The 22,963-nt window shown below is 68.7% G+C and carries 17 protein-coding genes; 6 read left to right on the top strand and 11 right to left on the bottom strand.

Going from position 1 to position 22,963, the window contains the following annotated elements:
* The first annotated feature begins 7 nt into the window (after positions 1-7).
* Both ACIRVH_RS33075 and ACIRVH_RS33070 read left to right on the top strand, forming a co-directional pair.
* On the top strand, positions 8-2,065 hold the full coding sequence (locus tag ACIRVH_RS33075; RefSeq protein ID WP_403960904.1) for a WD40 repeat domain-containing protein: 2,058 nt from the start codon (positions 8-10) through the stop codon (positions 2,063-2,065).
* A gap of 192 nt (positions 2,066-2,257) precedes the next feature.
* Complete coding sequence (locus ACIRVH_RS33070) at positions 2,258-3,109, top strand: hypothetical protein (RefSeq protein WP_403960902.1); 852 nt, start codon at positions 2,258-2,260, stop codon at positions 3,107-3,109.
* 55 nt (positions 3,110-3,164) lie between these two features.
* Here ACIRVH_RS33070 and ACIRVH_RS33065 read toward each other — a convergent pair whose 3' ends face one another.
* From ACIRVH_RS33065 to ACIRVH_RS33030, 8 genes are all read right to left on the bottom strand, one after another.
* Entirely contained in the window at positions 3,165-6,002 is a 2,838-nt protein-coding gene (locus tag ACIRVH_RS33065) for a LuxR C-terminal-related transcriptional regulator (protein WP_403961217.1), read from the bottom strand.
* A gap of 86 nt (positions 6,003-6,088) precedes the next feature.
* Entirely contained in the window at positions 6,089-7,390 is a 1,302-nt protein-coding gene (locus ACIRVH_RS33060; protein ID WP_403960899.1) for a DUF2207 family protein, read from the bottom strand.
* Positions 7,384-8,067, bottom strand: a complete 684-nt coding sequence (locus ACIRVH_RS33055) for a hypothetical protein (protein WP_403960896.1) — start codon at positions 8,065-8,067, stop codon at positions 7,384-7,386. Before ACIRVH_RS33055 ends, ACIRVH_RS33060 begins: the two co-directional genes overlap by 7 nt.
* Positions 8,068-8,154: 87 nt before the next feature.
* The gene (locus ACIRVH_RS33050; RefSeq protein WP_403960893.1) at positions 8,155-9,309 is read right to left on the bottom strand and encodes a serpin family protein; all 1,155 of its coding nucleotides are present in this window, start codon (positions 9,307-9,309) and stop codon (positions 8,155-8,157) included.
* Between the two features lie 172 nt (positions 9,310-9,481).
* Positions 9,482-10,501 carry a TolB family protein gene (locus tag ACIRVH_RS33045; protein WP_403960890.1) on the bottom strand — a complete coding sequence of 340 codons (1,020 nt, stop codon included), beginning with the start codon at positions 10,499-10,501 and terminating at the stop codon, positions 9,482-9,484.
* Entirely contained in the window at positions 10,498-11,772 is a 1,275-nt protein-coding gene (locus tag ACIRVH_RS33040; protein ID WP_403960888.1) for an MFS transporter, read from the bottom strand. Before ACIRVH_RS33040 ends, ACIRVH_RS33045 begins: the two co-directional genes overlap by 4 nt.
* A 93-nt stretch (positions 11,773-11,865) precedes the next feature.
* Positions 11,866-12,777 (bottom strand): alkaline phosphatase family protein, encoded by a 912-nt coding sequence (locus ACIRVH_RS33035; RefSeq protein WP_403960885.1) that lies wholly within the window; start codon positions 12,775-12,777, stop codon positions 11,866-11,868.
* A 40-nt stretch (positions 12,778-12,817) separates the two neighbouring features.
* Positions 12,818-14,026: a S8 family peptidase gene (locus ACIRVH_RS33030; RefSeq protein ID WP_403960882.1), complete on the bottom strand. Its 1,209-nt coding sequence runs from the start codon at positions 14,024-14,026 to the stop codon at positions 12,818-12,820.
* 253 nt (positions 14,027-14,279) lie between these two features.
* On the opposite strand from ACIRVH_RS33030, the gene ACIRVH_RS33025 reads away from it, so the two are divergent.
* Complete coding sequence (locus ACIRVH_RS33025) at positions 14,280-14,801, top strand: ATP-binding protein (protein ID WP_403960879.1); 522 nt, start codon at positions 14,280-14,282, stop codon at positions 14,799-14,801.
* 33 nt (positions 14,802-14,834) lie between these two features.
* Here ACIRVH_RS33025 and ACIRVH_RS33020 read toward each other — a convergent pair whose 3' ends face one another.
* The gene (locus ACIRVH_RS33020; protein WP_403960876.1) at positions 14,835-15,878 is read right to left on the bottom strand and encodes a helix-turn-helix domain-containing protein; all 1,044 of its coding nucleotides are present in this window, start codon (positions 15,876-15,878) and stop codon (positions 14,835-14,837) included.
* Positions 15,879-16,141: 263 nt separating this feature from the next.
* On the opposite strand from ACIRVH_RS33020, the gene ACIRVH_RS33015 reads away from it, so the two are divergent.
* Both ACIRVH_RS33015 and ACIRVH_RS33010 read left to right on the top strand, forming a co-directional pair.
* On the top strand, positions 16,142-17,506 hold the full coding sequence (locus ACIRVH_RS33015) for an L-serine ammonia-lyase (RefSeq protein ID WP_403961214.1): 1,365 nt from the start codon (positions 16,142-16,144) through the stop codon (positions 17,504-17,506).
* 279 nt (positions 17,507-17,785) lie between these two features.
* The gene (locus ACIRVH_RS33010) at positions 17,786-18,625 is read left to right on the top strand and encodes an RNA polymerase sigma factor SigF (RefSeq protein WP_403960873.1); all 840 of its coding nucleotides are present in this window, start codon (positions 17,786-17,788) and stop codon (positions 18,623-18,625) included.
* A 290-nt stretch (positions 18,626-18,915) separates the two neighbouring features.
* Here the strand turns inward: ACIRVH_RS33010 and ACIRVH_RS33005 are convergent, their stop codons facing one another.
* On the bottom strand, positions 18,916-19,803 hold the full coding sequence (locus ACIRVH_RS33005; protein WP_403960870.1) for a YihY/virulence factor BrkB family protein: 888 nt from the start codon (positions 19,801-19,803) through the stop codon (positions 18,916-18,918).
* Positions 19,804-20,540: 737 nt separating this feature from the next.
* Between ACIRVH_RS33005 and ACIRVH_RS33000 the strand changes: the two genes are divergently transcribed.
* Positions 20,541-21,245: a calcium-binding protein gene (locus ACIRVH_RS33000; RefSeq protein WP_403960867.1), complete on the top strand. Its 705-nt coding sequence runs from the start codon at positions 20,541-20,543 to the stop codon at positions 21,243-21,245.
* A 314-nt stretch (positions 21,246-21,559) separates the two neighbouring features.
* Here ACIRVH_RS33000 and ACIRVH_RS32995 read toward each other — a convergent pair whose 3' ends face one another.
* Positions 21,560-21,901 carry a peptidoglycan-binding protein gene (locus tag ACIRVH_RS32995; protein WP_403960864.1) on the bottom strand — a complete coding sequence of 114 codons (342 nt, stop codon included), beginning with the start codon at positions 21,899-21,901 and terminating at the stop codon, positions 21,560-21,562.
* Positions 21,902-22,963 lie beyond the last annotated feature (1,062 nt).

The raw sequence follows: 22,963 nt of genomic DNA, 5'->3' as shown, positions 1-22,963 counted from the left end.
TCATCCCATGATTCCCAAGCTGCCCTTGCACAGCCCCCGTTGGCTCGACCTCGACGGTGTGGCGGTCGAGGAGGTGGAGAAGGTCCTGGGGGCGATGGCGTCCACGGGTGCCACCGACACCGGTGACGCATGGAAAGCGGCCTGGAGGTGCGTGGCCGACGGCCTGTTGCAGCAGGAAACCGTCTTCGACGGAGCCTACGCAGTGCTGCCGCACCTCGTGGAGGTGGCAGCGGCGCAGTCTCCGGCGCGGTTCGTGGACCTGTGGGTGGACATGGGACTCATGGTGACCGCGGAGGGCAGTGCTCCCGTCCCTGCCGATCTCGACGAGGGTTTCCGTGCCGCACTTCGTCCGGCCGAGCAGGCGGCTGTGCAGAGCTTCCTCGCCGCCGACACTCCTGCGACGGACTGCGCCTACCTCGCGCTCTCCTGCGTGGCTCTCGCCGGTCACCACATGGGCAAGGCGCTGTGGTGGTTCCTCGTGCCCGAGGAACGTCATCTCCAGCTGGTGTGCCCCGGGTGCGACATCGACACCGAGATTCCCGAGTTCTTCGTCGACCCCCTGCGTCCGCCCTTCCCGGCTCCGGGGTTGCCCGATCCCGCTGAGCTCCGTCAGGGAGATCACCCCTGGGGCGAGGTCGCCGCGGCGCTGCGGGAAGCGGCGCTGGGGGAAGGATGGGAACCCTTCCTGGGGGTGGCACGCGCGGTCGCGGCGGCAGGCGTGCCCGCCGAGACGCCGGGGCAGGCCGTCCTCTGCCTGGTCGCCGCCATGGTCGCGGTCAAGGGCACCCCGGAATGGGCCGGGAGGGAATGGGCCCGGAAACTGATGCTGCTCACCGGATGCTTTCGCTGCCCGAACTGCGAGCGGACGTGGACGATCGCCGACTGTCTGGCGGATGCTCCCGGCGGCTCGCAGCCCCAGGACCATGCCGAGCAGGCGTGGACGATCGCCGACTGGTCGGCCACCGCGGTGGCGTCCGCAGCGGCCGGGCGAGCCGATGCGGCAGTGAGCGGGCTTCGGCGCGACGGGAGCGCTCTGCTTGCGGCCGACGGCACGTCCCGGGGCCGTGTGACCGTGTTCGCCGATTCCGCGCCCAGCTCTCACGAGGGCGTCAATTCGCTGGCGGTCGTGTCACGATCCGGTGGACCGACTCTTGTGGCGGGAGCCGGGGACAGGGCTGTGGTGTGGCTGTGGGACATGGCCGACGGCCGACTTCGTCATGACCCGCTGCCGGGACATCCCGACCCCGTCAGGTCGATGACGGCTCTTCCTCTGCCTGAGGGTGACATCCTCCTGGCGAGCGGGGGCGACACCGGGACGATCGCCCTGTGGGACCCGATCACCGGGCGTCCGGTCCGCGAACCGGTCGGCAACTGGCTCGGCGCAGTGAGCGGGATGTGCACCGCGACCGTGCCGGACGGCCGGACCCTGCTCGTCACCGCTACGTCCCGAGGCGCGGTCCGGTTGCGCGATCCGTCGACGGGTGAGTCGGTCGCGCGTCTCAACCCTTACGGCCGTCCGATCGAATCGATCGCTGCGGTCCGGATCGCTCCCGGCCACACGTTGATCGCGGCCTCGGACACACAGGGTGACGTACACATGTGGGATCCGGCCGTCGACGACCCCTGGGAACCGGGCGCGGCCGTACCGCTGAGCAAACGGGCACTCGAGGAGCGACGTCACCGCGTGGCAGTCCTGGCAGCTGTGCCCGTGCGCGACCGTACGCTGCTGGCCACCGGAGATCGCAACGGCGTGGTCATGCTCTGGGATCCCGCGACCGGCGCCCCGGTCGGTGACGGCCTGCCCCCGGACAGTCCTGGCAGCTCACTGACGGCCATGGCTGTCACCACGCTCCCGGGCCGGAGCACCGTCCTGCTCACCGGGAGCAAGCAGGGGCGGAGCCTGCGGGTATGGGAACCGGAGACCGGCACGGTGCAGTACGTCGTCCTGGACGTGGCGGTCACCTGCCTGGCTGCCGCTGGTTCCGAGGTGATCGTCGGACACGACTGCGGGGTCTTCAGCCTCTCGCTCACCATGTGGTACGGCCGCTCACTTCAGCCGGCGTGATGGCGGACCGCGGGTGCTCGGGCGGCGTTGCTCATGCCGACCCGTTCAGCGGTTTCTGCGGCGGACTTGCGTAGTGGACTGCGTGATTGCGCGGATGCGGGGCCGTGCCCTGTGCTGCGTACTGTGCACATGCCAACAGACCCGGCCGAAGAAGGTACTTCGGCGGGCCACTCTCGACCAGGGGGGATTCACATGCGTACGCATGCCACGGCCGCCGTTGTATCCGGTGCCATCGTTGTGTCCGCGCTCGCTCTTCCGGCAGCCGCTCAGGCGGCGGAGCGTCCGGGTACGTCCGCTGGGCTCGGCGGCTTCACCGCGAAGACCGCCCACCCGGACACCTCGCTGGGCAACATCACCTTCTCGAAGGCCGTCATCAACGGCGGCAAGGACATCGTCCTGGGCGTCACCACCAAGAAGACCGTCATCGTCACGTACACCGCCACCAGTTCGAGCGGTGTCGCGCTCACGGAAGCCTTTCTGTGGCAGGGCACCGACAGCTCCAGCACGGACACCATCACCGGGTCTCTGGGTACCGGCGACGACCCCGTCTGCACCGAGTCGACGACCCGGACCGGTGTCTACAGCTGCAAGGCCGTCTTCCACATCAACGCGGTTTCCGATCTGAAGAACAACGGTGTCGCTGGGACCTGGAAGCTGTTCCTCGGCGGCTACGACCTCTACGCGAACGCCAGCTACGACGACGACGTCGCCACCACCAGGATCAAGAAGGCCTCCCAGCTGACCCTCGACGCCACCCCGGAACCGGTGAGGAAGGGTAGGACCATCACCGTCACCGGCAAGCTGAAGCGCGCCGACTGGAACGCCGGCACGTACGTGGGTGCCACAGGACAGAAGGTCCTGCTGCAGTACCGGAAGAAGGGCAGCCACACCTACACCACCCTGAAGACGGTCACCAGCGGCGCCGGCGGCGCGCTCAGGACCACCACCAGAGCCACGGCCGACGGCTACTACCGCTTCTCCTTCGCGGCCACCGCCACGACCGCCGCCTCCACGTCGGCCGATGACTACGTCGACGTCAAGTAGCGGCTGGCAGCGTGTGAAAGGAGGGTGACTTGCGCAGGATCCCTGGCCGGGTGCGTTATACCGCGTTCAGCATCGTGCGGGTGAGGCTCGCACGGTTGGGTACGTCGAGTTTTCGATAGATCCGGGCCAGGTGACTCTCCACCGTCCGCACGCTGAGAAAGAGACTGGCGGCGATCTCCTGGTTGGTCAGTCCGGTGCTGACAAGACCGGCGATCTCCCGTTCCCGTCCGGTGAGAACGGCAAGCGCGTCGTCGGCGCCGGGTGAACCGGGGAGCGTGGAAGCTCTGCTTCGCCGGTCGCCGACTTCAGCGGCCAGACGGGCCGAGTCGCACTGCTGGGCCAGGTCCGCGGCCCGGCCCAGCAGGCCGTCCATGTCATCGGTTCGTCCTGCGGCCCGGGACACGTCCGCTGCCGCGAGCAGCGTCCGGCAGGTCTCGATGCGCTGACCGCCGGCTGAGAAGTCCGCGATGGCGTCGTGTGCGCACTCGACCGCCCGATCGGTGTCCCCGTTCAACGCGTGGGCGCGCATGCGTGCGCGCAGGGGGAAGCCACGTCGGCCTGTGGAGGGAAGCTGTTCGTAGGAGACCTCCGCCAGTCGCGCCCAGTGTTCGGCCGACACGTGGTCGCCCTCGGCAAGCGCCGCCTGTGCGAGGGTGTCGCACCAACGCGGCTTGCGCCAGGTGGTGAGCCTGGGCAGTTCGGGCCCTCCCGCGGCATCGACGAGGAGCCACCGGGCGCGCGCCGCGTCGCCGGTGAGCAGCACGAACTCCGCGTGGAAGCAGCGGACACTGACGGCCCAGGCGAAAGGGGAGGTGCTGGCGAGGGTTTCGGCGCGCTCGGCCAGTGCCAGCACCTCCTGAAGATCGCTGGGGCTGTTCAGCCAGAACAGGATCTCGGCCCGCACCATCGCGATGATCGCCTGAGCAGCGGGTCCGCCGAGGCCTTCGACGTGGCGAGCGGTTTCGTCGAGTGTCACCAGCGCCCGACGCAGGTTTCCGGAACGGAGTTGGGTGTTCGCGAGCGTGGAGAGTATCTCCCGTTGCATGTACGTCTGTCCGGTGCGCCGGGACAGTGCCGCACCGCGTTCGAGATGGCGTTCGGCGTCGGCCAGCCGTCCGAGCATGCCCTCCGTCATGCCCAGTTGGTGTGTGGCCTCCAGGTTGGCCAGGAGAGTGGCGTCGGAGGCGGCGTCGATGATTTCGGCCGCCCTGGTCGCCGTCGTCCGTGCCGCGGTCTGGTCGGCCGTGAACAGATGGGCGACGGCGGCTTGCGCCAGGGCCTTGGCCTCACCGGCGCGGTCATGGTGCCTGCGCGCAATCTCCGCGGCCGTTTCGGCATGCGTCCGGGATGTCCGGTAGTCCTGCCGGTCGTAGGCGTAGTCGGCCAGTTCGGTGTGGAGGGCGGCGGCGGTCGCGGTGTCGTTGTCGGCCAGCGCTTCGAGTCCGGAGCGGGCGATGGCGCCGGCTTCGGAGTAGTGGCCGAGCCGTCGTTCGAGGCGGCTGGAGTCGGCGATCGCGCTCGCGTCGTGGGGCGGTTGGCCCGGGATGGTCGAACGCAGTGCGTCCAGAAGCGCTCGGCTCTCGGATGCGTCTCCGGTCAGCAGCCGAGTGCGGGCGAACAGGACCTGCGCCTCGTGCCAGTGGGGTTCGCCCTCGTTGATCAGCGACAAGGCGGTCCGCAGATGGCGGGCTGCCACCCGGGGGGAGGTGTGGAGCGAGTCGCGTGCCGCGGCTATCAAGGTCGTGACGTGCTCCGGTTGGCTCGGGTCGGCGGCGCGTGCGATGTGATGCGCGCGCTGTGTGATCGGAGCCGCCCGCTCGGCCAGTGCCCTTTCGGCACGTTGGTGCATGACGAAGCGCACGGTGGGTTCGAGCCGGTGGTAGACGACGTCCCCCACCGCCCGGTGACGCAGCGACAGCTGCGGGGCGGGCTCGACAGGCCGGACCAGGTCCAGGCGGGTGAGTGTGTCGAGCGCGCGCATGGTCTCCGGCATCGCCAGGCCCGCCACCGCGGCGAGAAGCTCAGGGCGGAAACGTTCGCCGATGACCGCTGCGGCCTGGACCGTGGTGAGAGTGGTGCGGTCGAGACCGGCCAGTTCACCGAGGATCGCCATACCCGCGTCGGTGCTCGCCTCACCGTTGGTGGCGAGCACCTTGAGGTACTGGGGGTTGCCCATGGCCTCACGCCGGACCTCGTCGACGTCTCTCACGTCGGGATGGTTACGGAGCAGCTCCTCGGCCTCTTCCTGGGACAGCGGTCCGAGGTTCCACACCTCCAGCAGACCCGCTGATGCCGCGCGGGACAGTACGGAAGCGAGCGCGGGCGAGAGCTGGCGCTGCCGATAGGCCATCAGGCACAACACGGGACTGACGGCAGCCGCCTCGATCAGCCGCTCCGCGTCCGCAATCTGTTCGCCGGAGAGATGATGCAGGTCGTCCACGGCCGCCAACAGAGCGGGGTCGGGTGCCTGCTGCGCTGCAGGGCGGTTCGAGCCGCCCCTGGTCACAAGGTCCAGGGTGTCCGGAAGGAAGGGCGCGTTCGAGCCCTGCACGTGTTTCGCGAACACCTGGATGCCGGTCGCCCGGGCATGTGCAGCCACCGTCCACATCAGCGCGCTCTTGCCGATGCCCGGCTCCCCGGCGAGCGCGATCGCCCGTCCTCGGCCCGACCGCACATCGGCAAGTGCGGCCACCAGCTTCTCGACTTGAGCCGCCCGACCGAACAGGCGACGAGCGAGGGCAGGCACCCCATGAGATGCGAGTGCTGTGCCGTCAGGCTCAGAGGATTCCGGCCCCTCCGCATCGACGCCACCGGAGATCCCGACATTCGACCGGTCAGCCGGCAGCGTCGAACGCGCGGCGGACAAATCGCCATCCTGAACATCGTGAGCCATGCAGCGCACGATAACCGTCTCCGCTGACAAGCGGCTCTTCACTCCTGGCATTTCAGAAAGACCGGACCACGGCAGAGCGCATTCCGTCAGCGTGGTACGGCCTCGACCATGGTGATGCTGTATATCTTTCGCCGGCGCGGACTGCAGTGCACGTCGACAACGTCGCCCACCCGGAAGCGGTTCTCCAGTTGCGGGTTCGAACTGTTCGAGAACATCGGGCGGCGCCACTCGTCCACCTTGAAGGACCACGCCCTGTGCGACCCGGGGTCCTCGATCGAACAGCAGTAGTGCACGGTGATGGTGGGTGGATCGTCGTGATGCGTGGTGTAGTCCCAGCGGGAGATGACCGCACCGCGGAAGGCCGACTCCGCCGGGACCCTTCGGATCCGGCGGTGAGCGGGCAGCCAGAGAGCCGCCACGGCTGCGCCGACCAGTGCAGGGCCGGCGTCGAGTGTCACACCATGAGGAAGGCGTGCGGTCAGAGACAGCGTGACCGTCGCGGCGCACACGACGACGGCCAGGATGACGAGTTGCCATACGTGGCCCCAGCGCGGTCGGTCCAGCGGCGCCGTGTCGACGACGTGCCATGACTTCTCGTACGACGACCAGATCCGCCGGGGCGCGCGCACGGGCAACGCCGACTCCGGGCCGTTCGACCCCACCTGCCGGTCCGGTAGCCGGTGTGCCGCGGCGTGCGGGCACGCTCGCCACCAGGTCGACGCCTTCCGGCCGGCGGCCGTAAGACGGGAGCGGGACCTGCGCGGGAGTCGCTGGAACCACAACAGCACCGGTACCAAGGGCAGGACGGTCGCTTTGAAGACCACGTCGAACACGACCTGGCCGAATCCTGAGCAGGCGTACAGCACGCCCACCCACGTAAGTCCCCCGGCGATTCTCAGCATCCAGGTCACGGACTCATCACGCGTCTTCCGGATCAACCCGAGGGCCAACGCCTCCTCCTGGACGCTGCGTTGATAGTCCCGCCACCACAGCCAGTACTCGTCGCCGTCCCCCGGCCCGAGCGCCTCCATCGGCACTCGGTCGACGTGGACTCGGCAGCGGTGGCGGACACGTTCGAGCAGGAGCTCCTCGAAGGCGCGCAGGGGTCGCCGGCTGTCCGCCTCATCGACGAGCCGGACGGTTCGCGTGCCGTCGGCCTTCTGCTCAAGCCGTAGCCGGCCCGCGTGGACCAGTTCGAGACTGGTCGTCTCGATGGCCTTCGGGGTGACCTCGCCCTTCCCCAGCAGCAGGTTCACCAGCGCCGCAGCCAACTCCTGAGGCGGCGGAGGAACCGGCACGGCGGCCATGGCCTCGCGTCTGCGCACGGCGTACACCAAGGCCCCGAACAGCACTGGACAGAGCGTGAGCACGATCAGCGAGCTCACCATGAGTACTCCCGGGCAGAGCCACTGGGTATCGCCGCGGCCCCTGACTCGGGACCACAGGTCTGGGCCGAGTGCAACTGCGGGGCCAGGGTCGCGACCACGACGACGGCCACCGTGACGAGCCAGGCCGTGTAGAGAGCCGTCGGCCGTACCCGTCCGTGAGAGATCGCCCACGCGATCCACGCGGAGGCCGAACCCGCGGCCAGCGCGGCCAGCAAACTCGCGGGCAGCACATGGCCCGCCGGCGGATGCTCGGGCAGCAACGCCGTGCAGTAGTCGTTGTCGTTCGTCACGGCGGTTCCCACCACCAGCAACGGGACTGCCATCGTCGCTGTCACCCAGGCCAGGGCGGACAGCAGCCAGTACAGCGCGCCGAACCGGCCCCGCACCGCGCGGGACAGCACCATGCACATCGACAGCACCGGTATCGCCATTGTGCACGCGCCCCGGGACAGAGCGTCGACGCGGTACCGGCCGGTGACCTGTGGGTCATCGGCCCAGTAGAAGATGATGTACGCCCCGCACACCGCGGTGACGATCACGAGCGCGGCGAGCGCGTGAGCCGTGACCCGGGCCCTGGGCACGTGCGGAAAGGAGGCGGGCCACAGCACGCCCCGCATGTCGGTGCCCGACCGTGCGCGGACCGCCCGCCTCCAGTAGTCGCCGCTCAGCAGCTTCACCAACCCCTGCCTCCCCCTTGTGTGCCGGAGCCGGAGGGGCGCGAACACCGCGCCGACCGGACTCCCTTCACGACTCGTCGCTCCATGTCAGGAATGAGGCGACCGGGGCGCGGAGGCCTGCCACGCGGCGAACAGGGGCAGTCCGCTGCTACCGGCGAAGAGTACGAGGCCGAACGGCCTGTCGAACGCTCTGTGCCTGGTCCGCGGCACGCGGCCCGAGACGCTCCGGGTGCTCTTCCGGACCTGCGTCACGGCCGCCGCTCGCACACCCTCCTCATCCATCCTGAGTACCGATTCCTGGGTGACCCCGGCGATACGGAGCGGTTCGGGAGACATGCCGGAGAAGTCGGCGCGAGCGGACACGGACAAGGGCGCGCCGAGCGGGGCGAGGTGCCGCTCCGCCTCCAGACGCGTACGCAGGTGGAGCCGCGGGAGGGCGATGGTCACCTCGTCCGCGTCGACCGGCCGTCGGTGCTCGTGCGGGGCCCAGGCGGCGGGCAGGACTTCCGCGGGGCCCCGGTCCGGCGCTCCCAGCACGAGACTCACCTGCAGCGGCAGCCGACCGGACTCCGCCTCGCAGAGCAGCGCCACCACATCCACCTCGTCCGCGGCGCTGCCGGAGGGGTCTTCCACCGTCCAGGCGCACTGTGGCCCCGGCAGCGTCTTGGCCATGGTCGGGACGAGGTGCTCGACGCCCCGGGCGTCGGTGAAGGTCCGGTCGGCGGTGTTCTGCTGCTTGAACCCGGATGCCCACTTGCCTTCCACCGTCAGCGCGTTGACGAGCAGGAGCAGGTCGTCCTCGTCCGGGCAGTCCGGCAGCTCACGGAAGAGTCCGCCGGTCGCTCTCCGCACCCAGGCATTGATCGCCGAAGGGTTGGCGGGGTCCAGGTGACCGAAGCTGATGTCCGGCAGATCGTCCCGGAAATCCCGGTAGACCGGGATCCGTGACCACACGCCCGTCGCGACCGCCAGCCCTTCCGTTTCCGACAGTCGGGCGGCCACCTCGGTGGCGGCGGAGGCGGCCTCCGCGCCGGCCGCACCGAGCAGTTCATGCAGTTCCTGCGCCGTCTGTGACCGGGCCCCCGCGGCAACGGCCGACAGCGCGAGCCACAGACCGATGGGCGAGCAGGCGAAATCACCGTTCGCCGCCCGCACCGGCGCGTCATCGATCACCGACGCCAGCAAGCGCTCCGCGAACGCCCGGACCGCGCCGACATGGTGAGCACGTACGACTTGAGCCACTCTGCCTCCCACCGCGCACCGCCCGCACGGTGCGGAACTTCCTGACCAGTACAGGTCGTTTCGGTGCAGCACCGGTAAGCCTGTCGCACCCCGTGCCGCCTCGGCATCGGTGCAATCACGCAGGCCGGTACCTAACCGGGGCGCGGGCGCGGACGCTGCGGCTCCGCCGGGGTCAGCGGTTGTGCGGAGCGGGGTCGAGCGCGGCGGGCGACTCCGCGTCGGGGATGATCCGGCGAGGGGTGCCGGTACCGTCGGCGGGCACACTCCAGACGTCGGCGTGGCCCCGTCCCCGGGGCAGCGAGTAGGCGACGGAGTGCTCGTCGAGCCACGCGGCCTGGTCGTCCACGCTGCGGGTCTCGGCGAGCGGAGTGACCCGGTGGGTGGCCAGGTCGAGGACCGAGAGCCGCCACCCGTGGTGCGGGTCGCCGTCGACGGCCGACTTGAAGGCGATGCGGGTGCCGTCCGGGGAGAGGGAGGGGCACTCGACGTTGTCCCTGACCGTGCGCAGGCGGTGGGTGGCCAGGTCGCCCAGGACCAGGTAGCGGTGGCCGGAGGTGGACATGGTCGCGTAGAAGCGGCGGTCGTCGGCGGTGAAGGTGACGCCCCAGAAGTTGAGGTCCCTGGCCTTGTACGGCTTGCCCGACACGGTGACCTTCCAGTCCTCCAACGTCGGGGTGAGCTCCTGAGTACGGGTGTCGAGGATGCCGACTCGGGTGGAGAACCGCCCTCCGTTGTAGGAGTCACCGGCGACGAACACCGTCCAGGCGACCAGCCGTCCGCTGGGCGAGACCCTGGCCCGGTTGGGCACTCCGACCAGGGGTATCTCACGGGTGGGCTTGAGATGCCGGTCGAGCACCACGAGCTGGTAGGTCGTCAGCCCCGGGTCGAGGCGCAGGCACAGGCCCGTGCCCCCGGCCGCGTAGAGCCTGCTGCACGACAGCGCCGACACCACCCTTTTCCCGCCCGGGGCGTTCGCCGGTACGGCGACCAGACGGCCTTGGCTGTCCGCAGCCGTGCTGCGGGCCAGCAGACGTGGCCCGGGGGCGAGCGAGACGGTGCCCGTCGCCGCCGACCGCGAGGACGCACCGGCGTCCCGGGCGTCCAGGATGGCCAGGGCTGCCAGGGCGGCCAGCGCAGCCAGATGGCCCAGGATGATGATCGCGGTGAGGAGCCGGGTGTTGCGCTTGCTCATGACGTGACCGATTCCTTCTCGATCGTGGGGCGCGGAAGCAGGGTGGCGGTCGCCGTGGCCGCGATGGTGGCGGCGCCCGCGGCGGCCCAGGCCGCGGTGGTGCCTCCCCAGTTCGCCCAGGCGGCCCCGAAGGCCACGGAGGAGGCGAAGTAGGCCAGGGCCTGGACGGTCTGCACGCAGGCCAGGCCGGTGGTACGCAGGTCGGCGGGGAGGGCGGGGCCGGCCAGGGCCATCAGGACTCCGTCCGTGGCGGCGTAGAAGGCGCCGTGGCAGCAGAGCACCGCGACGCCCAGCGGCATCCCGTCCAACGGGCTGCCCAGCAGCAGATATACGGCCACCAGCGCGCCGTAACCGGACAGCAGCACCGTGCGGCGGCCGAACCGGTCGGCGAGCGCACCGAGGGGAGTGGCGAGCAGCAGGTACACCAGGTTCGTGCCCACGGCCAGGAGCGGGAACCAGCCGGTCGTCACGGTGTGGCGCTGCATCAGCAGCAGATAGACGAAGCCGTCGCCGATGCTGGCCAGCCCCAGGAGCCCGGCGGCGTACAGGAGTCTGCGGACGGGTGCCTCGCGAAGGAGTCCGGCGGCGGCGCGCAGGGTGACGGGCGCGGCCGACGGGCGCTTGTCGCGGTGGTCGCGGACCAGGAACGCCAGGGCCAGCAGTCCGGCTGCGGCCACGCAGAAACTGGTGAGGAACAGTGCGTTGAAGGCGGCCGGGGTGACCGTTCCCACGGCCGCCAGCACGCCGAGCGCGGCCAACGGCCCGGCGAACGCGCCCGCGCTGTCCATGGCGCGGTGGACCCCGAACGCCCTGCCCAGCAGCGGTTCGGGGACGGACAGTGTGATGAGCGCGTCGCGCGGGGCCGTACGCAGCCCCTTTCCGGTGCGGTCGGCGACGATGACCGCGCCGAGGGCCGGCACCGAGGAGCCGGCGGCGACGAGGCCCAGCTTGGCCAGCGCCGAGACACCGTAGCCGACTGCGGCCACGGGTTTGCGCCTGCGGAAGCGGTCGGCGATGAAGCCGCCGACCAGTCGCAGCAGGGCGGTCGCGCCCGTGTACAGGCCGTCGACCATGCCGTACGCCGCCGGACTCATGTGCAGGGTGAGGACGAGGTAGAGCGGGAGGACGGCCGTGACCATCTCCGCGGAGACATCGGTGAGCAGGCTCACCGTCCCCAGTGCCAGGACGGTGGCCCCGACCGAGGCCGGGCCGGCGCGCCGGCCTCGGTCGGGGCGGTCTTTCGGCGGTCGGTCGATGGTGGACAGATACACGGCCGTGCTCGCTTCCTCGGGGCGGCGGGGGAGGAGCCGGCGGCCGGAATCAGGTGTGGGGTCCGGCCGCCGGCGGGTTCGCGTCGGGCTGGGTCAGCCCTTGGCGGAGGCGGCCGAGGAGGTGTCCCAGGCGTCGGTGATCGCGGACTTGTTCGCGGCGTTGCCGAGGGCGGGCAGCCCGTACATGTCCTCCAGGGTGCGCAGCACGTTGTAGTGGTTGATCTGCGTGCTGGACTGGTGGCCCGCCTTCACGTGGGCGCCGGCCATGACCGTGTAGATCTGGTTGACGCTGGTGAAGTTGTCCTCGTCGAAGGTCGCGACGAACAGGCTGTTGTGGGTCTTGGCCCACTGGATGTACGAGTCCATGTGCTTCTTGAGCCAGGAGTCACCGGTGCCGATCGAGCAGTCGTGCATGTCGTTGCACATGTCGGGGATGACGAACGACACCGTCGGCAGCTTCGTGAAGTCGCTCGGGAACGAGGAGAACGGCACGTTGTACGCGGAGCCGCTCACGGTGGGGAAGTCCGCCCAGGGGGCGTGCTTGCGCCGGTACTTGCCGCTCTTGCAGTCGGTGGAGCCGGCCTTGGGCAGGGCTTCGGAGTAGCCCTTGAAGGTCTTGTGGGCGTCCAGGAGCTGCTGCCCCAGGTTGCCGGTCCGGAACGACTTGGGACAGTCGTCGTTCGTGACGCCCTGCTGGGAGCCGGAGAACAGTCCGATGTAGTTGGGCTGGCTGGGGTGGGTCAGGCCGAAGGAGCTGGTGAACAGCGTTCCCTGGGACGCGAGGGAGTTGAGATAGGTGGCGCTGGAACTGCCCTTGACGGACGTGTAGTTCTTGTTCTCGAACATGGCGATGACCACGTGGTCGTACTGCGGGATCGCCGAGGCGACCGGCTTGGTCGCGGAGCCGTTGTGGGCATGCTCCGCCGACTTCACCGGGAGCACGTGCATGGCCAGGAGAGCCAGCGCGGGTGCGCACAGCAGTGGGGCGATGCGGGAAAGACGCATCGTGTAACCCTCCTTGTGGTGATTGGTGGGGACGGTGGGGTTACCTGCCGGCACCGGCAGCGGTGCTGCCCGTGTACAGCAGGCGGTTGGGGGTGTTGCTGCCCGCGTCGCGGATCTTGTCGGGCGTGGCGCTGTTGGTCAGCGCCGTCTGCACATCCGCGGGCGTGGCGTTCGGGTGGGCGGAGAGCCACAGCGCGGCGGCACCGGTGACGTGGGGAGCCGCCATGGAGGTGCCGGACAGCGTGTGGGTGGCCGTGTCGCTGCTGTTCCACGCCGAGACGATGCCGGTGCCGGGGGCGAACAGGTCGGTGCAGCGGCCGAAGTTGGAGCTGGAGCGCCGGGTGTCGTTGGAATCGGCGTTGTTGACCACGATCGCCGAGGTGATGTCCCCGGGTGAGTTGTTGCAGGCGTCCTTGCCGTTGTTGCCGGAGGAGACGACCCAGGTGACGCCTGAGGCGATGGACTTCTTGATCGCGTCGTCCTCGCTGCTGCTGCGTGAGCCGTTGATGCTCATGTTGACCACGGCCGGCTTGGCAGCGTGTGCGGTGATCCAGTCGGCGGCGGCGATGATGGACGAGGTGCTCGCGGAATCGTTGCAGGTCAGGACACGCACGGCGACGAGCTTGACCCCCTTGGCGACGCCGTAGTCCTTGCCGCCGACCGTTCCGGCCACATGGGTGCCGTGGCCCATGCAGTCCTGTCCGTTGCGGCCGTCGCCCACCTCGTCCACGCCGATGGAGGCGCGGCCCTCGAACTGCTTGTGGGTGGTACGAAGTCCGCTGTCGACGAGGTAGACGGTGACGTTGCTCGCGGTCGTGGGGTATGTGTAGCTCTTGTCGAGGGGGAGGTTGCGCTGGTCGACGCGGTCCAGGCCCCAGGACGGCGGGTTGTTCTGCGTGGCGGAGCCGTGCAGCTCCGCGTCCTGCTCCACGTAGGCCACGCGAGGGTCGGCGGCCGTGGCACGTGCCTGTTCCGGTGTCATCTCGGCGGCGTACCCGTGCAGCACGGTGCTGTAGGTGTGCCGGATTCTGGCGGAGTGGGCGCGGGCGAGCCGCAGGGCCGTGTCCCGCACGGGAGCGGTGGCCGTGTCCTTGAGGACCACGATGTACCGCCCAGCGACGGCGTCGGCCGTGGTGCGGATCTCGCCGCCGGACGGTGTCTTCGCGCCGGCCGCGTGGGAGACCTGTGTGGACAGGGCGGCGGTGACCACCAGGGCGGCGAGAGCGGCTATTCGGGCAGATGGGCGCACGTCGGCTCCAGGGAGAGAGGGGGGATGGGAGGTCCTCCGGGATCCAAGTGCGAACCGGTGTACCGCCAGTCGGGCCCGCGCGGTGACGACGTGTCGCCAGTGGCGCAGAAGGGCGCGAGTGCGATCCGTGACATCCGGACGACGATGCTCGCTCCTGTGACCATCCGATGCCATCAGCGACGGCTGGCCACCCTCGCGGACCGGGGGCGGATAGGAGTGAAGCAAACGAGCCGTGCTCCCGAGGAGATGTGCCATGTCCCGCCATCGGATCCGTTTCGCTCTCGAGGCAACCCCAGCGGCGGTCCGTGCGGCACGCCACCGGATCTCGGCCGCCGTACGGATGTGGGACGTGCGGTCGGACGAGGAGGTGCGCTTTCATCTGGAGCTGGTGGCAACGGAGTTGCTCACCAACGCGATCCGTCACGCGTACGGCCCGCTGACCGTCGGCGTCGCGCTGGAAGGCGGGCTCGTGGTGATCGAGGTCGTCGACGGCAGCACCGAAGTGCCTCGGCCGAGGGCGGCGGATCACGATGACGAAGGTGGACGCGGCCTCACGCTCGTCGACGCGCTGTGCCTGCTCCACGGCAGCGAAAGCCTGCCGGCCGGGAAGCGCTGCTGGGCAGTACTGCCCGTACGGCCGCCAGGGGCCCACCCGGCACCCGACGCCGCCGGCATTGATGTGGCCGCCGGCGGAGCTGCGTACGACTCGGCTCGCTGGTCGCTCACTCGGGCCGGCGTTCGGCTCCTGCTGCGGATGCTTGCGGCGGAGGCGTGATGATGCCCGCCCCGATCAGCGGTCCACTGCGGATCAGAGCCATCCGCTACGGGTCGCGTGCAGGGCCATCTGGAACCGGGTGAGTGATCCGGCACGGGTGTTGAGCTGCTCCAGATGGCGGGACAGCGTGCGGCGGCTCACGCCCAGCAGTTCGGCGATGGTGTCATCGGTCACGCCGGTGGCCAGCAGCTCCAGGATGCGGCGATGCATCGGGCTGAGTGCCGATGGCACGCGTTCGTTCAGATGCATGGGCAGAGCCGTCCGCCATGAGGTCTCGAACAGCCCCGTCAGCGCCGACAGCAGGCTGGAAGGGTGGACTATGAGCAGCGAGTCGTTGACTTCGGCCTCGACGAAGGACATCGACACGATGGCCAGGCGGTGGTCGAAGATGGTCAGCTTCACGGGGACGGTCGGAAGGACACGGGCATGTTCCCCGGCGGCTATGCAGGGCTGGATGTTGATGCTGTAGTAGGCAGAATTCTCCACCGCGGATTTGGAGTAGACGACCCGGTACTCGACACCGTTCTTGAGCTTCTCGACCTCGATCGGATTGGCGCTGCCGTGGGTGTGATACGGCGGCGAGTCGAAGCGCAGGACCTGACTCTCGGCTGCTTCTTCGATGTTCCAGATGCGTTCGGCGATGGATGGACCGGTGACGACCTCGACCAGGTTGTCGGTGGCCTGTGGGCTGACGGAGCGCCGGTAGCCACGATAGGCGTTGACGGCGGCCTGGTGTGACTGGCGGAGTTCGGCCGTGCGGGCGTGCGCCAGGTATTCCAGCGCAATGGTCGGTTCGACCGGCACATGTTCACGGACGTCGGTCCCGGAGACGGTGATCAGGCCCAGCTTGCGGAGTTGAGCCAACTCCCGCTCCAGACAGGGGTCCTGATCCTGATTCTGGTTCCGAGTTTCTTCGTCGGGGCTCCCGTTCCTCCGGTCGCCGCGGTCGTGTCCCAGGTCCTCGGCCAGACTCTCTCGTTTACAGGGACCGAGGGCAAGCAGAGCCATATAGATCTCCGCCTGTCGGCGGGTCAGCCCAAGACGACACAAATGAGTCCGCAGGTCCTCGTCGGCCATTGGAGCACCTCCCAGTGAGAACGGGGGACCATTCACCTGCTCGGAAGGAACGCTCGTACTCCCGTTCCTCCAGGGCGAGTTGGTGCGCGGCATCGTGGCACGCCCGGTCCGTGGGGCGCCATATAACCGGTGAGTATGTGGTCGGTGCCATAGCGAGAGGAAGAGGAATACGCCCGTATGCGTCAGTGGCCATCGTGTGCCACCCCACCGGGTTTTCCGGGAGTACACATTTCCAGAAGTGCCCCGCCGCCGCGCTCTCCTTCATCCAGCCGCATGGAGCTTCTGTGATCAGTACATTCGCCCTCTTCACCATCGGCATCGGCCCCTCCAGCTCACATACGGTGGCTCCGATGCGCGCCGGCCACCGTTTTGTCCACGGGCTCGGCAAGGGGGACGTGCTGGCCGAGGTCGCCGCCATCGACATCGAGTTGTACGGCTCCTTGGCCGCCACCGGCATCGGTCATGGCACCGACAAGGCCGTCCTGCTCGGACTGGCGGGTGAGCAGCCCGAAACAGTCGACGTCACCACCTCCGACGAGCGGTTCCGTCAGTTCTCTGCGGAGCGCCGGATCCGGCTGCCGGGATCGAATGCCGCCGCGTTCAACATCAGATTCCACCGGGACAGGACCCTGCCGGCCCATCCCAACGCCCTGACTCTCAGTGCCTTCGACCGCCGCGGGATCGTCCTCGACAGCCAGACCTACTACTCGATCGGAGGCGGCTTTCTGCTCGACGACCCGTCCGACACCCCCGACCACAAACCCGGCGTCTCCCCTTGCCGGTTCGCCAACGCCGAGCAGCTACTCGCCCTGGTCGGTGAACGCCCCATCAGCGAACTGATGTTGGCCAACGAGACCGCATGGCAATCGGAATCCGAAGTCCGCGACCGGCTCCTGCACATCTGGAACGTCATGCGCGACTGCGTCCGGCGCGGCTGCCGTAACGAGGGCACCCTGCCCGGCGGGCTGAACGTGCCCCGTCGCGCCCCCGCCCTGTACCGGCGTCTCCGCAAGCAGACCGACCCGGCCGACCCGCTGACGGCCATGGACTGGGTTGCGCTCTACGCCTTGGCGGTGAATGAGGAGAACGCCGCTGGGGGACGCGTCGTCACCGCGCCCACCAACGGTGCCGCCGGCATCATCCCGGCCGTCCTGCACTACTGCCACCAGTTCATACCCGGCACGGACGACGACAGCACCGTCCGCTTCCTGCTCACCGCTGCCGCCATCGGCATCATCGTCAAACGCAATGCCTCCATCTCCGGTGCCGAAGTGGGCTGCCAAGGAGAGGTGGGTACCGCTGCCGCCATGGCCGCCGCGGGTCTGACCGAACTCATGGGCGGGACCCCCGCCCAGGTCGAAGCCGCCGCGGAAATCGCCCTCGAACATCATCTCGGCATGACCTGCGATCCCGTCTCCGGACTCGTCCAGATCCCCTGCATCGAACGCAACGCCATCGCCAGCGCCAAGGCCATCGCCGCGGCGCGCCTGGCCCTTCATGGCGACGGACGACACCTGATCCCTCTGGACAGCGTCATCAGCGCCATGCGCGACACCGGCGCCGACATGAGTACCAAGTACAAGGAAACCGCCCGCGGCGGTCTCGCTCTCAACTTTCCCCAATGCTGATCCGGGTGGGGTCAGGAGCCGCCTCGTTGTTCAGGCCGCGCACCACCATGACCGTCGATACCGCTACGAACGGGAAGCCGAACGCTCCGGCGGCGCGGCATCGAGGCCCTGAGATGGGCGATCGTGTCGGCCGGGACGTCGACTCTGCGGCCCCAACGAGGTTCCCACCGAGTCGACCGGCGGAGGTCACAGGAGTGCTGGTCCGCGCACGGGGTATGCGGGTGCTTGCTGGAGCATGGACTGGCTGAGCCAAGACTGATTGATGGGGAGGGGCACATCATGGCGACGACGACCGTGCAGACTGCCGAGCAGGTGGGCGTGCCGGAGATCGCCGATCCTTCGCAGGTCGCGCCCAAGGATGCGCGGGAGTTGTCGAGGCTGTTCTTCGGGCAGCTCGCGACGCTGGAGGAGGGCACGCCCGAGCACCAGTACGCGCGCAACACGCTCATCGAGATGAACATGTCACTGGTCCGCTTCGCCGCCGGCCGGTTCCGCAGCCGGGGTCCGGAGCAGATGGAGGACATTGTCCAGGTAGGCATGATCGGCCTGATCAAGGCCATCGACCGGTTCGAGCTGACGAGGGAGGTGGAGTTCACCACCTTCGCCATTCCCTACATCGTCGGTGAGATCAAGCGGTTCTTCCGCGACACCTCCTGGGCCGTGCACGTGCCGCGTCGGCTGCAGGAGGCACGCGTCCAACTCGCCCGTGCCGACGAGGAACTGCGCAGCCGGCTGGGCCGGGCACCGACGACCGAAGAACTTTCCGAGCTGATGAGCCTTCCGGAGGACGAGGTTGTCGAGGCCCAACTCGCCTCGAACGGCTACAAGTCGGCCTCCCTGGACGCGGCGCTGGGCGGCAGCGAGGAGGGCGAGTCCGCGCTGGCGGACTTCATCGGTGACGAGGACGCCGCCTTCGGCCTGGTCGAGGACTTCCACGCCCTCGCCCCGATGATCGCCGAACTCGACGAGCGTGACCGCAAGATCATCCACTGGCGCTTCGTCGAGGAACTCACCCAGGCCCAGATCGGCGAACGTCTCGGCATCTCCCAGATGCACGTCTCCCGCCTGACCTCCCGTCTCCTGACACGCCTGCGCGCAGGCATGCTCAGCACCACCTGACGGCCGGCAGCCCGGCAGCCGGATGGTGACCCGGTGTCCTCGCGGAGCGGAGGAGATGTCGGATGTAACTGCATCTCGCGGGGTCCTGCCGGTAGAGCGGACCCCGCAGCCGCAGATCCGGATGGTGCAGGAACAACCGATATTCCATCGCCCTGCCCGGGGAACCGGAGCGCAAGCGGCGGGTGCGTGGCACGACCAGCCGACCGCGCCAAGCACCCGCCCCGAGCGGTCCCCTCACGGTGGGGGCGGGGTCGGCACGTGCGTGTCGTGGTGCCTGTAGCGGCCGTCAGCTAGGGGCGCGGCGCCGCAGGTGACGGACGATCGGTTCCTTCCCCATGAGCGGGCTTCGCCAACTCTGCGTTGAATTGCGCGCCCACGAGAAGGGCCAGATTGGACAGCCACAGCCAGATCAGGAAGATCACGACGCCGGCCAGTGATCCATACAGACGGTGGTAGGTGCTGACGTGCGAGGTGTAGGCAGCGAATCCGAGCGAGACGCTCAACAGGAGCACCACCGCCAGCATGCCGCCCGGCGCCATCTTCCGCACGGGGCGGGAGGAGGCAGGGCCCGAGTGGTACAGGACGAGCACCAGGGCGACGGCAACCGCGGCCGCGACCGGCCATCGGAGTGCGTCCCAGGCGGCCTGCGGCCCGATCCCCAGATTCAGTGCACGGCCCAGACGCCGGGCCAGGTTGCCGGTGAGGAACAACGCCAGGGTTGACGTCAGCAGCAGGGTGATCAGGACGAGGGCTGTGGCGATGATGCGCGGAGCGGTTCGCCAGACCGGCCGGTGCGCATCGATCCGATGCATGGCGTGCAACGCCCGGCGGAAGACACTGAGATAGCTGGAACCTGACCACAGGGCTGCCAAACCTCCGAGAAAGACCAGCGTCCATGCCGTTGACGACTGTCCGGCCATTTGCTGCAGGGCGCTGCGCAGCAGAGCGCGGGACGCGACCGGGGCGGCCTGCGACATGCGGTCGATGACCTCCGGCTTGGCTGTGGGCACGGTGAGACCCAGGATCGAGAGGATTACCAGCAGCAGTGGGAACAGGGCCAGCATCGCGTAATAGGTCAGCGCAGCGGCCCAGTCCGTTACGTCGTCGTCCCAGACGGCGACCGGCACCCGGCGCAGCGCCGCCCACCACCGAGCCGCCCGACCATCTCCATTCTCCATGGAGCGGATGCTCTCACCTCCGATGACTTCTTGAATGCGTCCCTGGCCCTCTCGTCGGAAGTCACGGAAGAGCGCTTCCCCGTAGGGCGTATCCCGCTGTCGTGGTATCGCCCATGTGCCCCCGCGTTTTCTTCACAAACAGAGCGGCGTCGGTGAATGGCGGCAGAACTCCAGGACGGAAGGCCGTTCAGGAGGTTGATAATCATGGTGGACGGTGCCGGACCGGTTGTGGGAGCGGTGCTTTCGACACGAGCGCAAGCCCGACCACTTTCCTGACCTTCATCACGCTCGCAGTCGCCTTCATCTGCTACCGCGGACTCCCCAAGTGACATGGCCTGCCATGAGATACGTGCCGGAGTCCGGGAGCGCAGTGGCGCTGCAGCACTGCCCGTCGTCTCCATCGAGTGAGGTCGATGTCCACGCTGAGCTTCAGGTCTGCCACGTCATCGGCCATGAGCCAACAGAAACGACTCAGGCGCCGGTCGAGGACGCCGACTCCTGGCGATGCTGCAGCCACGTCTGATACGGCAGCTGTAGAGGGCTGCTGCTGAGCTTCGAAAGAATCTGTACGATGCGTCCGCCCATGGGCACTTGTCGGGAAACGTCCCGCGGGGGCCCTTCTTCTCACCGTGGGGATGCATATGCTCATACGCGCTTCGGTCGCCGCTCTGTCCGCCGCCCTGGTTCTCTCTTCGGCTCTGGTGTCTCCCGCCGCCGCGCAGGCGCACGCGGGGCCTATGACCAGTGACGACACGACGATCACGAAGGTCGTCGTCAACGGGGGCAAGGACATCGTCCTCGGCACCTCCGCCAAGAAGTCGTTCACCGCCACGGTGACCGCGACCGACCCGGACGGCGTCACCGGCGGCTGGGTCGCCCTGTGGCACGGCACCTCCTTCGATGACCAGGGCAGGGACGGCGTTCTGGTGCCCGCCGAGGAGGGATCGGGCTCATGCGTGGCGGCCGATGCCCAGACGTCGACGTGCACGGTCCACTTCACCGTGACGCCGAAGGTTGACATGACCACGAACTCCTATGCGGGCACCTGGCACGCGTACGCCATCGCGTACGGCCGCCCGAGCGGTTCCGTCAGCGACGGCTACGCCGGCTCCGTGCACATCAAGCGCAACACCACGCTGACCGCGGATGCCTCGCCCGAGCCGGTGGTCCATGGCCGGACCATCACGGTCAAGGGCACGCTCACCCGCGCCAACTGGGAGACCCATGCGTACGCGGGCCTGAGCAACGTGTCGGTGAAGCTCCAGTACCGCAAGTCGGGCACCAGCACGTACACGACCCTCAAGACCGTCACCAGCGGCTCCGGCGGAGCGGTGACGGCCACCACGACCGCGACGAGTGACGGGTACTACCGCCTCTCCTACGCGGGCACCAAGGCCACCGGCACCGCGACGTCTGCCAGCGACTTCGTCGACGTCCAGTAGGAACCCGGGACCCGCTTCCAGGACCAGGGACAGGGGAGCGGGGAACCCCGCCGTCGAGATCAGTCTCGGCCGCCACTGGCAGCTTGTCGTCGTCGGCCGCGATCATGAGGTCGGCGTATCCGGGCTTTTGGGCTTTCGCGATGTTCAGCAGCGCTTGCGCCATGGCGAGTACACGCTCGGGCGTGTACGCGACCCAGTCCATCGGCGGTCGTCCGGGTCGGCCGAACTTGTGCCATGCGCGCAGCCACGGCAGTGCGATACCGACGCCGTTGAGGTCGATCACCCATGACAGGGCGTCGACCTTCTGGCGCTGGTTATTTGGTCCGCAGCGTGAGGGCGAAACGTGTGTTGTCGCCGTAGACCCCGGTCTCATCGCCGCGGATCCTGTACCGCTTCTGAAACAGGGTCACTGCCGCTCGGACCTCCGCGTCGTAGCGGCCGTCGATCGGCCCACCGTCGTAGATGCCGGGTATCTGCAGGAGACGTACCTGCAACTCGTAGACGCCATGGCCGCTGTCGCCTTGGCGCAGGGCGCCCGTGCCCGGGATTTCGGGGAGCGGCGGGTCTGGTGTGCCGGGCTGTGGGCGGTTCGACTGCCCTGCAGTCGGGGGATAGGGGTCCTTCGGCGCGGGAGCCCCCGGCAGTGGGGATTTCATGTGCCGGGGAGGCGAAGAGGAGGTCGCAGGGTCGGCGTTGTGGTAGGTCAATAGGCAAGTGGCGAGGATCAATCCGCTCGCCGCGCCCAGCCCGAAGATTCCGGTGATTCGTAGGTCCCTGCGGCCGGTGAATCGCCTCCATCTGCCGCCGGCCTTCCTCCCGTGTGCGCGGGCGGATGGCGCAGATTCCTTCAAGGGCGTGGTGTCGGGCTGGTCGAGCGGGACGGCAGGACAGTGGGGGACGTCCGACCAAGAGGCGCCCGGCCAGGGACTCCTGCTCGGCGCGCTTTCCTGCCATGGAGCCGGAGTTGGATGAGGCACGGCTGGTGCGGCAGCCCCCGGGCCCGGTCTATCAGCCGTCGGCGGCTTTTCCATCGACGGGGGCGGGATGGCCTCCAGCCCGCTGGGCAGCCCCGGTGGCTCCGCCACGAAAGCCTGCGGGGTGTCCTGGCGCGGGACACCAGTCGGCAGCGATTCAATGGCAGTTGGGCGGTGGGGCCCGGGACGCTCTGATTGCGTTCCTGACGGCACACGTCTGACTGGCAGTGCCCGGCCGGATGTGGAGGATGCCGGGGGCGGCGGGGACGAGGTCGGCTGGGGAAAGCGGGCATCCTCGGTCGGGTGACCGTGGCGGCTCTGGGGCTGAGACGGGCCCTCGGAGTGTTCCTGGTTCTCGTCGCGCAGGAGGTCGGCGCGTGCGGCATCCAAAGCGTCCAGCACGGCTTGGAAGGAGTCCCTGATCTCTTGCGCGAGGTCAGGGACCGAGCCGGGAGTCCGCTCGGGGTTGGCGTCGTTGTGACCCACCGAGTCCTCCTCAGCTGTCTTGTTTCTGACGGTCCATTTCTTTCATCAGCGGCGGTCAGGAGCCCAGGTGCGGGGGTGGTGATCACTGCGAGGGCTTCTGCGCAGGGCGCCCCGGTGGCGGGTTTCCGTCTTCTTCTTCTCAGGGAGGCAATACGTAGGCTGCGCGGCTTTGTCTTCATCCTGCGGCCGGTATGTAACCCACGCCTCATTCAGAACCTGAGCGGTGGCACAGCCGCACATCTCGTCCTGCAGAGCCCC

This window comes from Streptomyces sp. NPDC101165 (assembly GCF_044768135.1).
Taxonomy (GTDB): domain Bacteria; phylum Actinomycetota; class Actinomycetes; order Streptomycetales; family Streptomycetaceae; genus Streptomyces.
This window is presented reverse-complemented; position numbering and strand designations above follow the sequence as displayed.

Coding starts and splice junctions, on each gene's coding strand:
- ACIRVH_RS33075 (WP_403960904.1), top strand. CDS start 8: ATGATTCCCAAGCTGCCCTTGCACAGCCCCCGTTGGCTCGACCTCGAC.
- ACIRVH_RS33070 (WP_403960902.1), top strand. CDS start 2,258: ATGCGTACGCATGCCACGGCCGCCGTTGTATCCGGTGCCATCGTTGTG.
- ACIRVH_RS33065 (WP_403961217.1), bottom strand. CDS start 6,002: ATGGCTCACGATGTTCAGGATGGCGATTTGTCCGCCGCGCGTTCGACG.
- ACIRVH_RS33060 (WP_403960899.1), bottom strand. CDS start 7,390: ATGGTGAGCTCGCTGATCGTGCTCACGCTCTGTCCAGTGCTGTTCGGG.
- ACIRVH_RS33045 (WP_403960890.1), bottom strand. CDS start 10,501: ATGAGCAAGCGCAACACCCGGCTCCTCACCGCGATCATCATCCTGGGC.
- ACIRVH_RS33035 (WP_403960885.1), bottom strand. CDS start 12,777: ATGCGTCTTTCCCGCATCGCCCCACTGCTGTGCGCACCCGCGCTGGCT.
- ACIRVH_RS33025 (WP_403960879.1), top strand. CDS start 14,280: ATGTCCCGCCATCGGATCCGTTTCGCTCTCGAGGCAACCCCAGCGGCG.
- ACIRVH_RS33020 (WP_403960876.1), bottom strand. CDS start 15,878: ATGGCCGACGAGGACCTGCGGACTCATTTGTGTCGTCTTGGGCTGACC.
- ACIRVH_RS33010 (WP_403960873.1), top strand. CDS start 17,786: ATGGCGACGACGACCGTGCAGACTGCCGAGCAGGTGGGCGTGCCGGAG.
- ACIRVH_RS33005 (WP_403960870.1), bottom strand. CDS start 19,803: ATGGAGAATGGAGATGGTCGGGCGGCTCGGTGGTGGGCGGCGCTGCGC.
- ACIRVH_RS33000 (WP_403960867.1), top strand. CDS start 20,541: ATGACCAGTGACGACACGACGATCACGAAGGTCGTCGTCAACGGGGGC.
- ACIRVH_RS32995 (WP_403960864.1), bottom strand. CDS start 21,901: ATGAAATCCCCACTGCCGGGGGCTCCCGCGCCGAAGGACCCCTATCCC.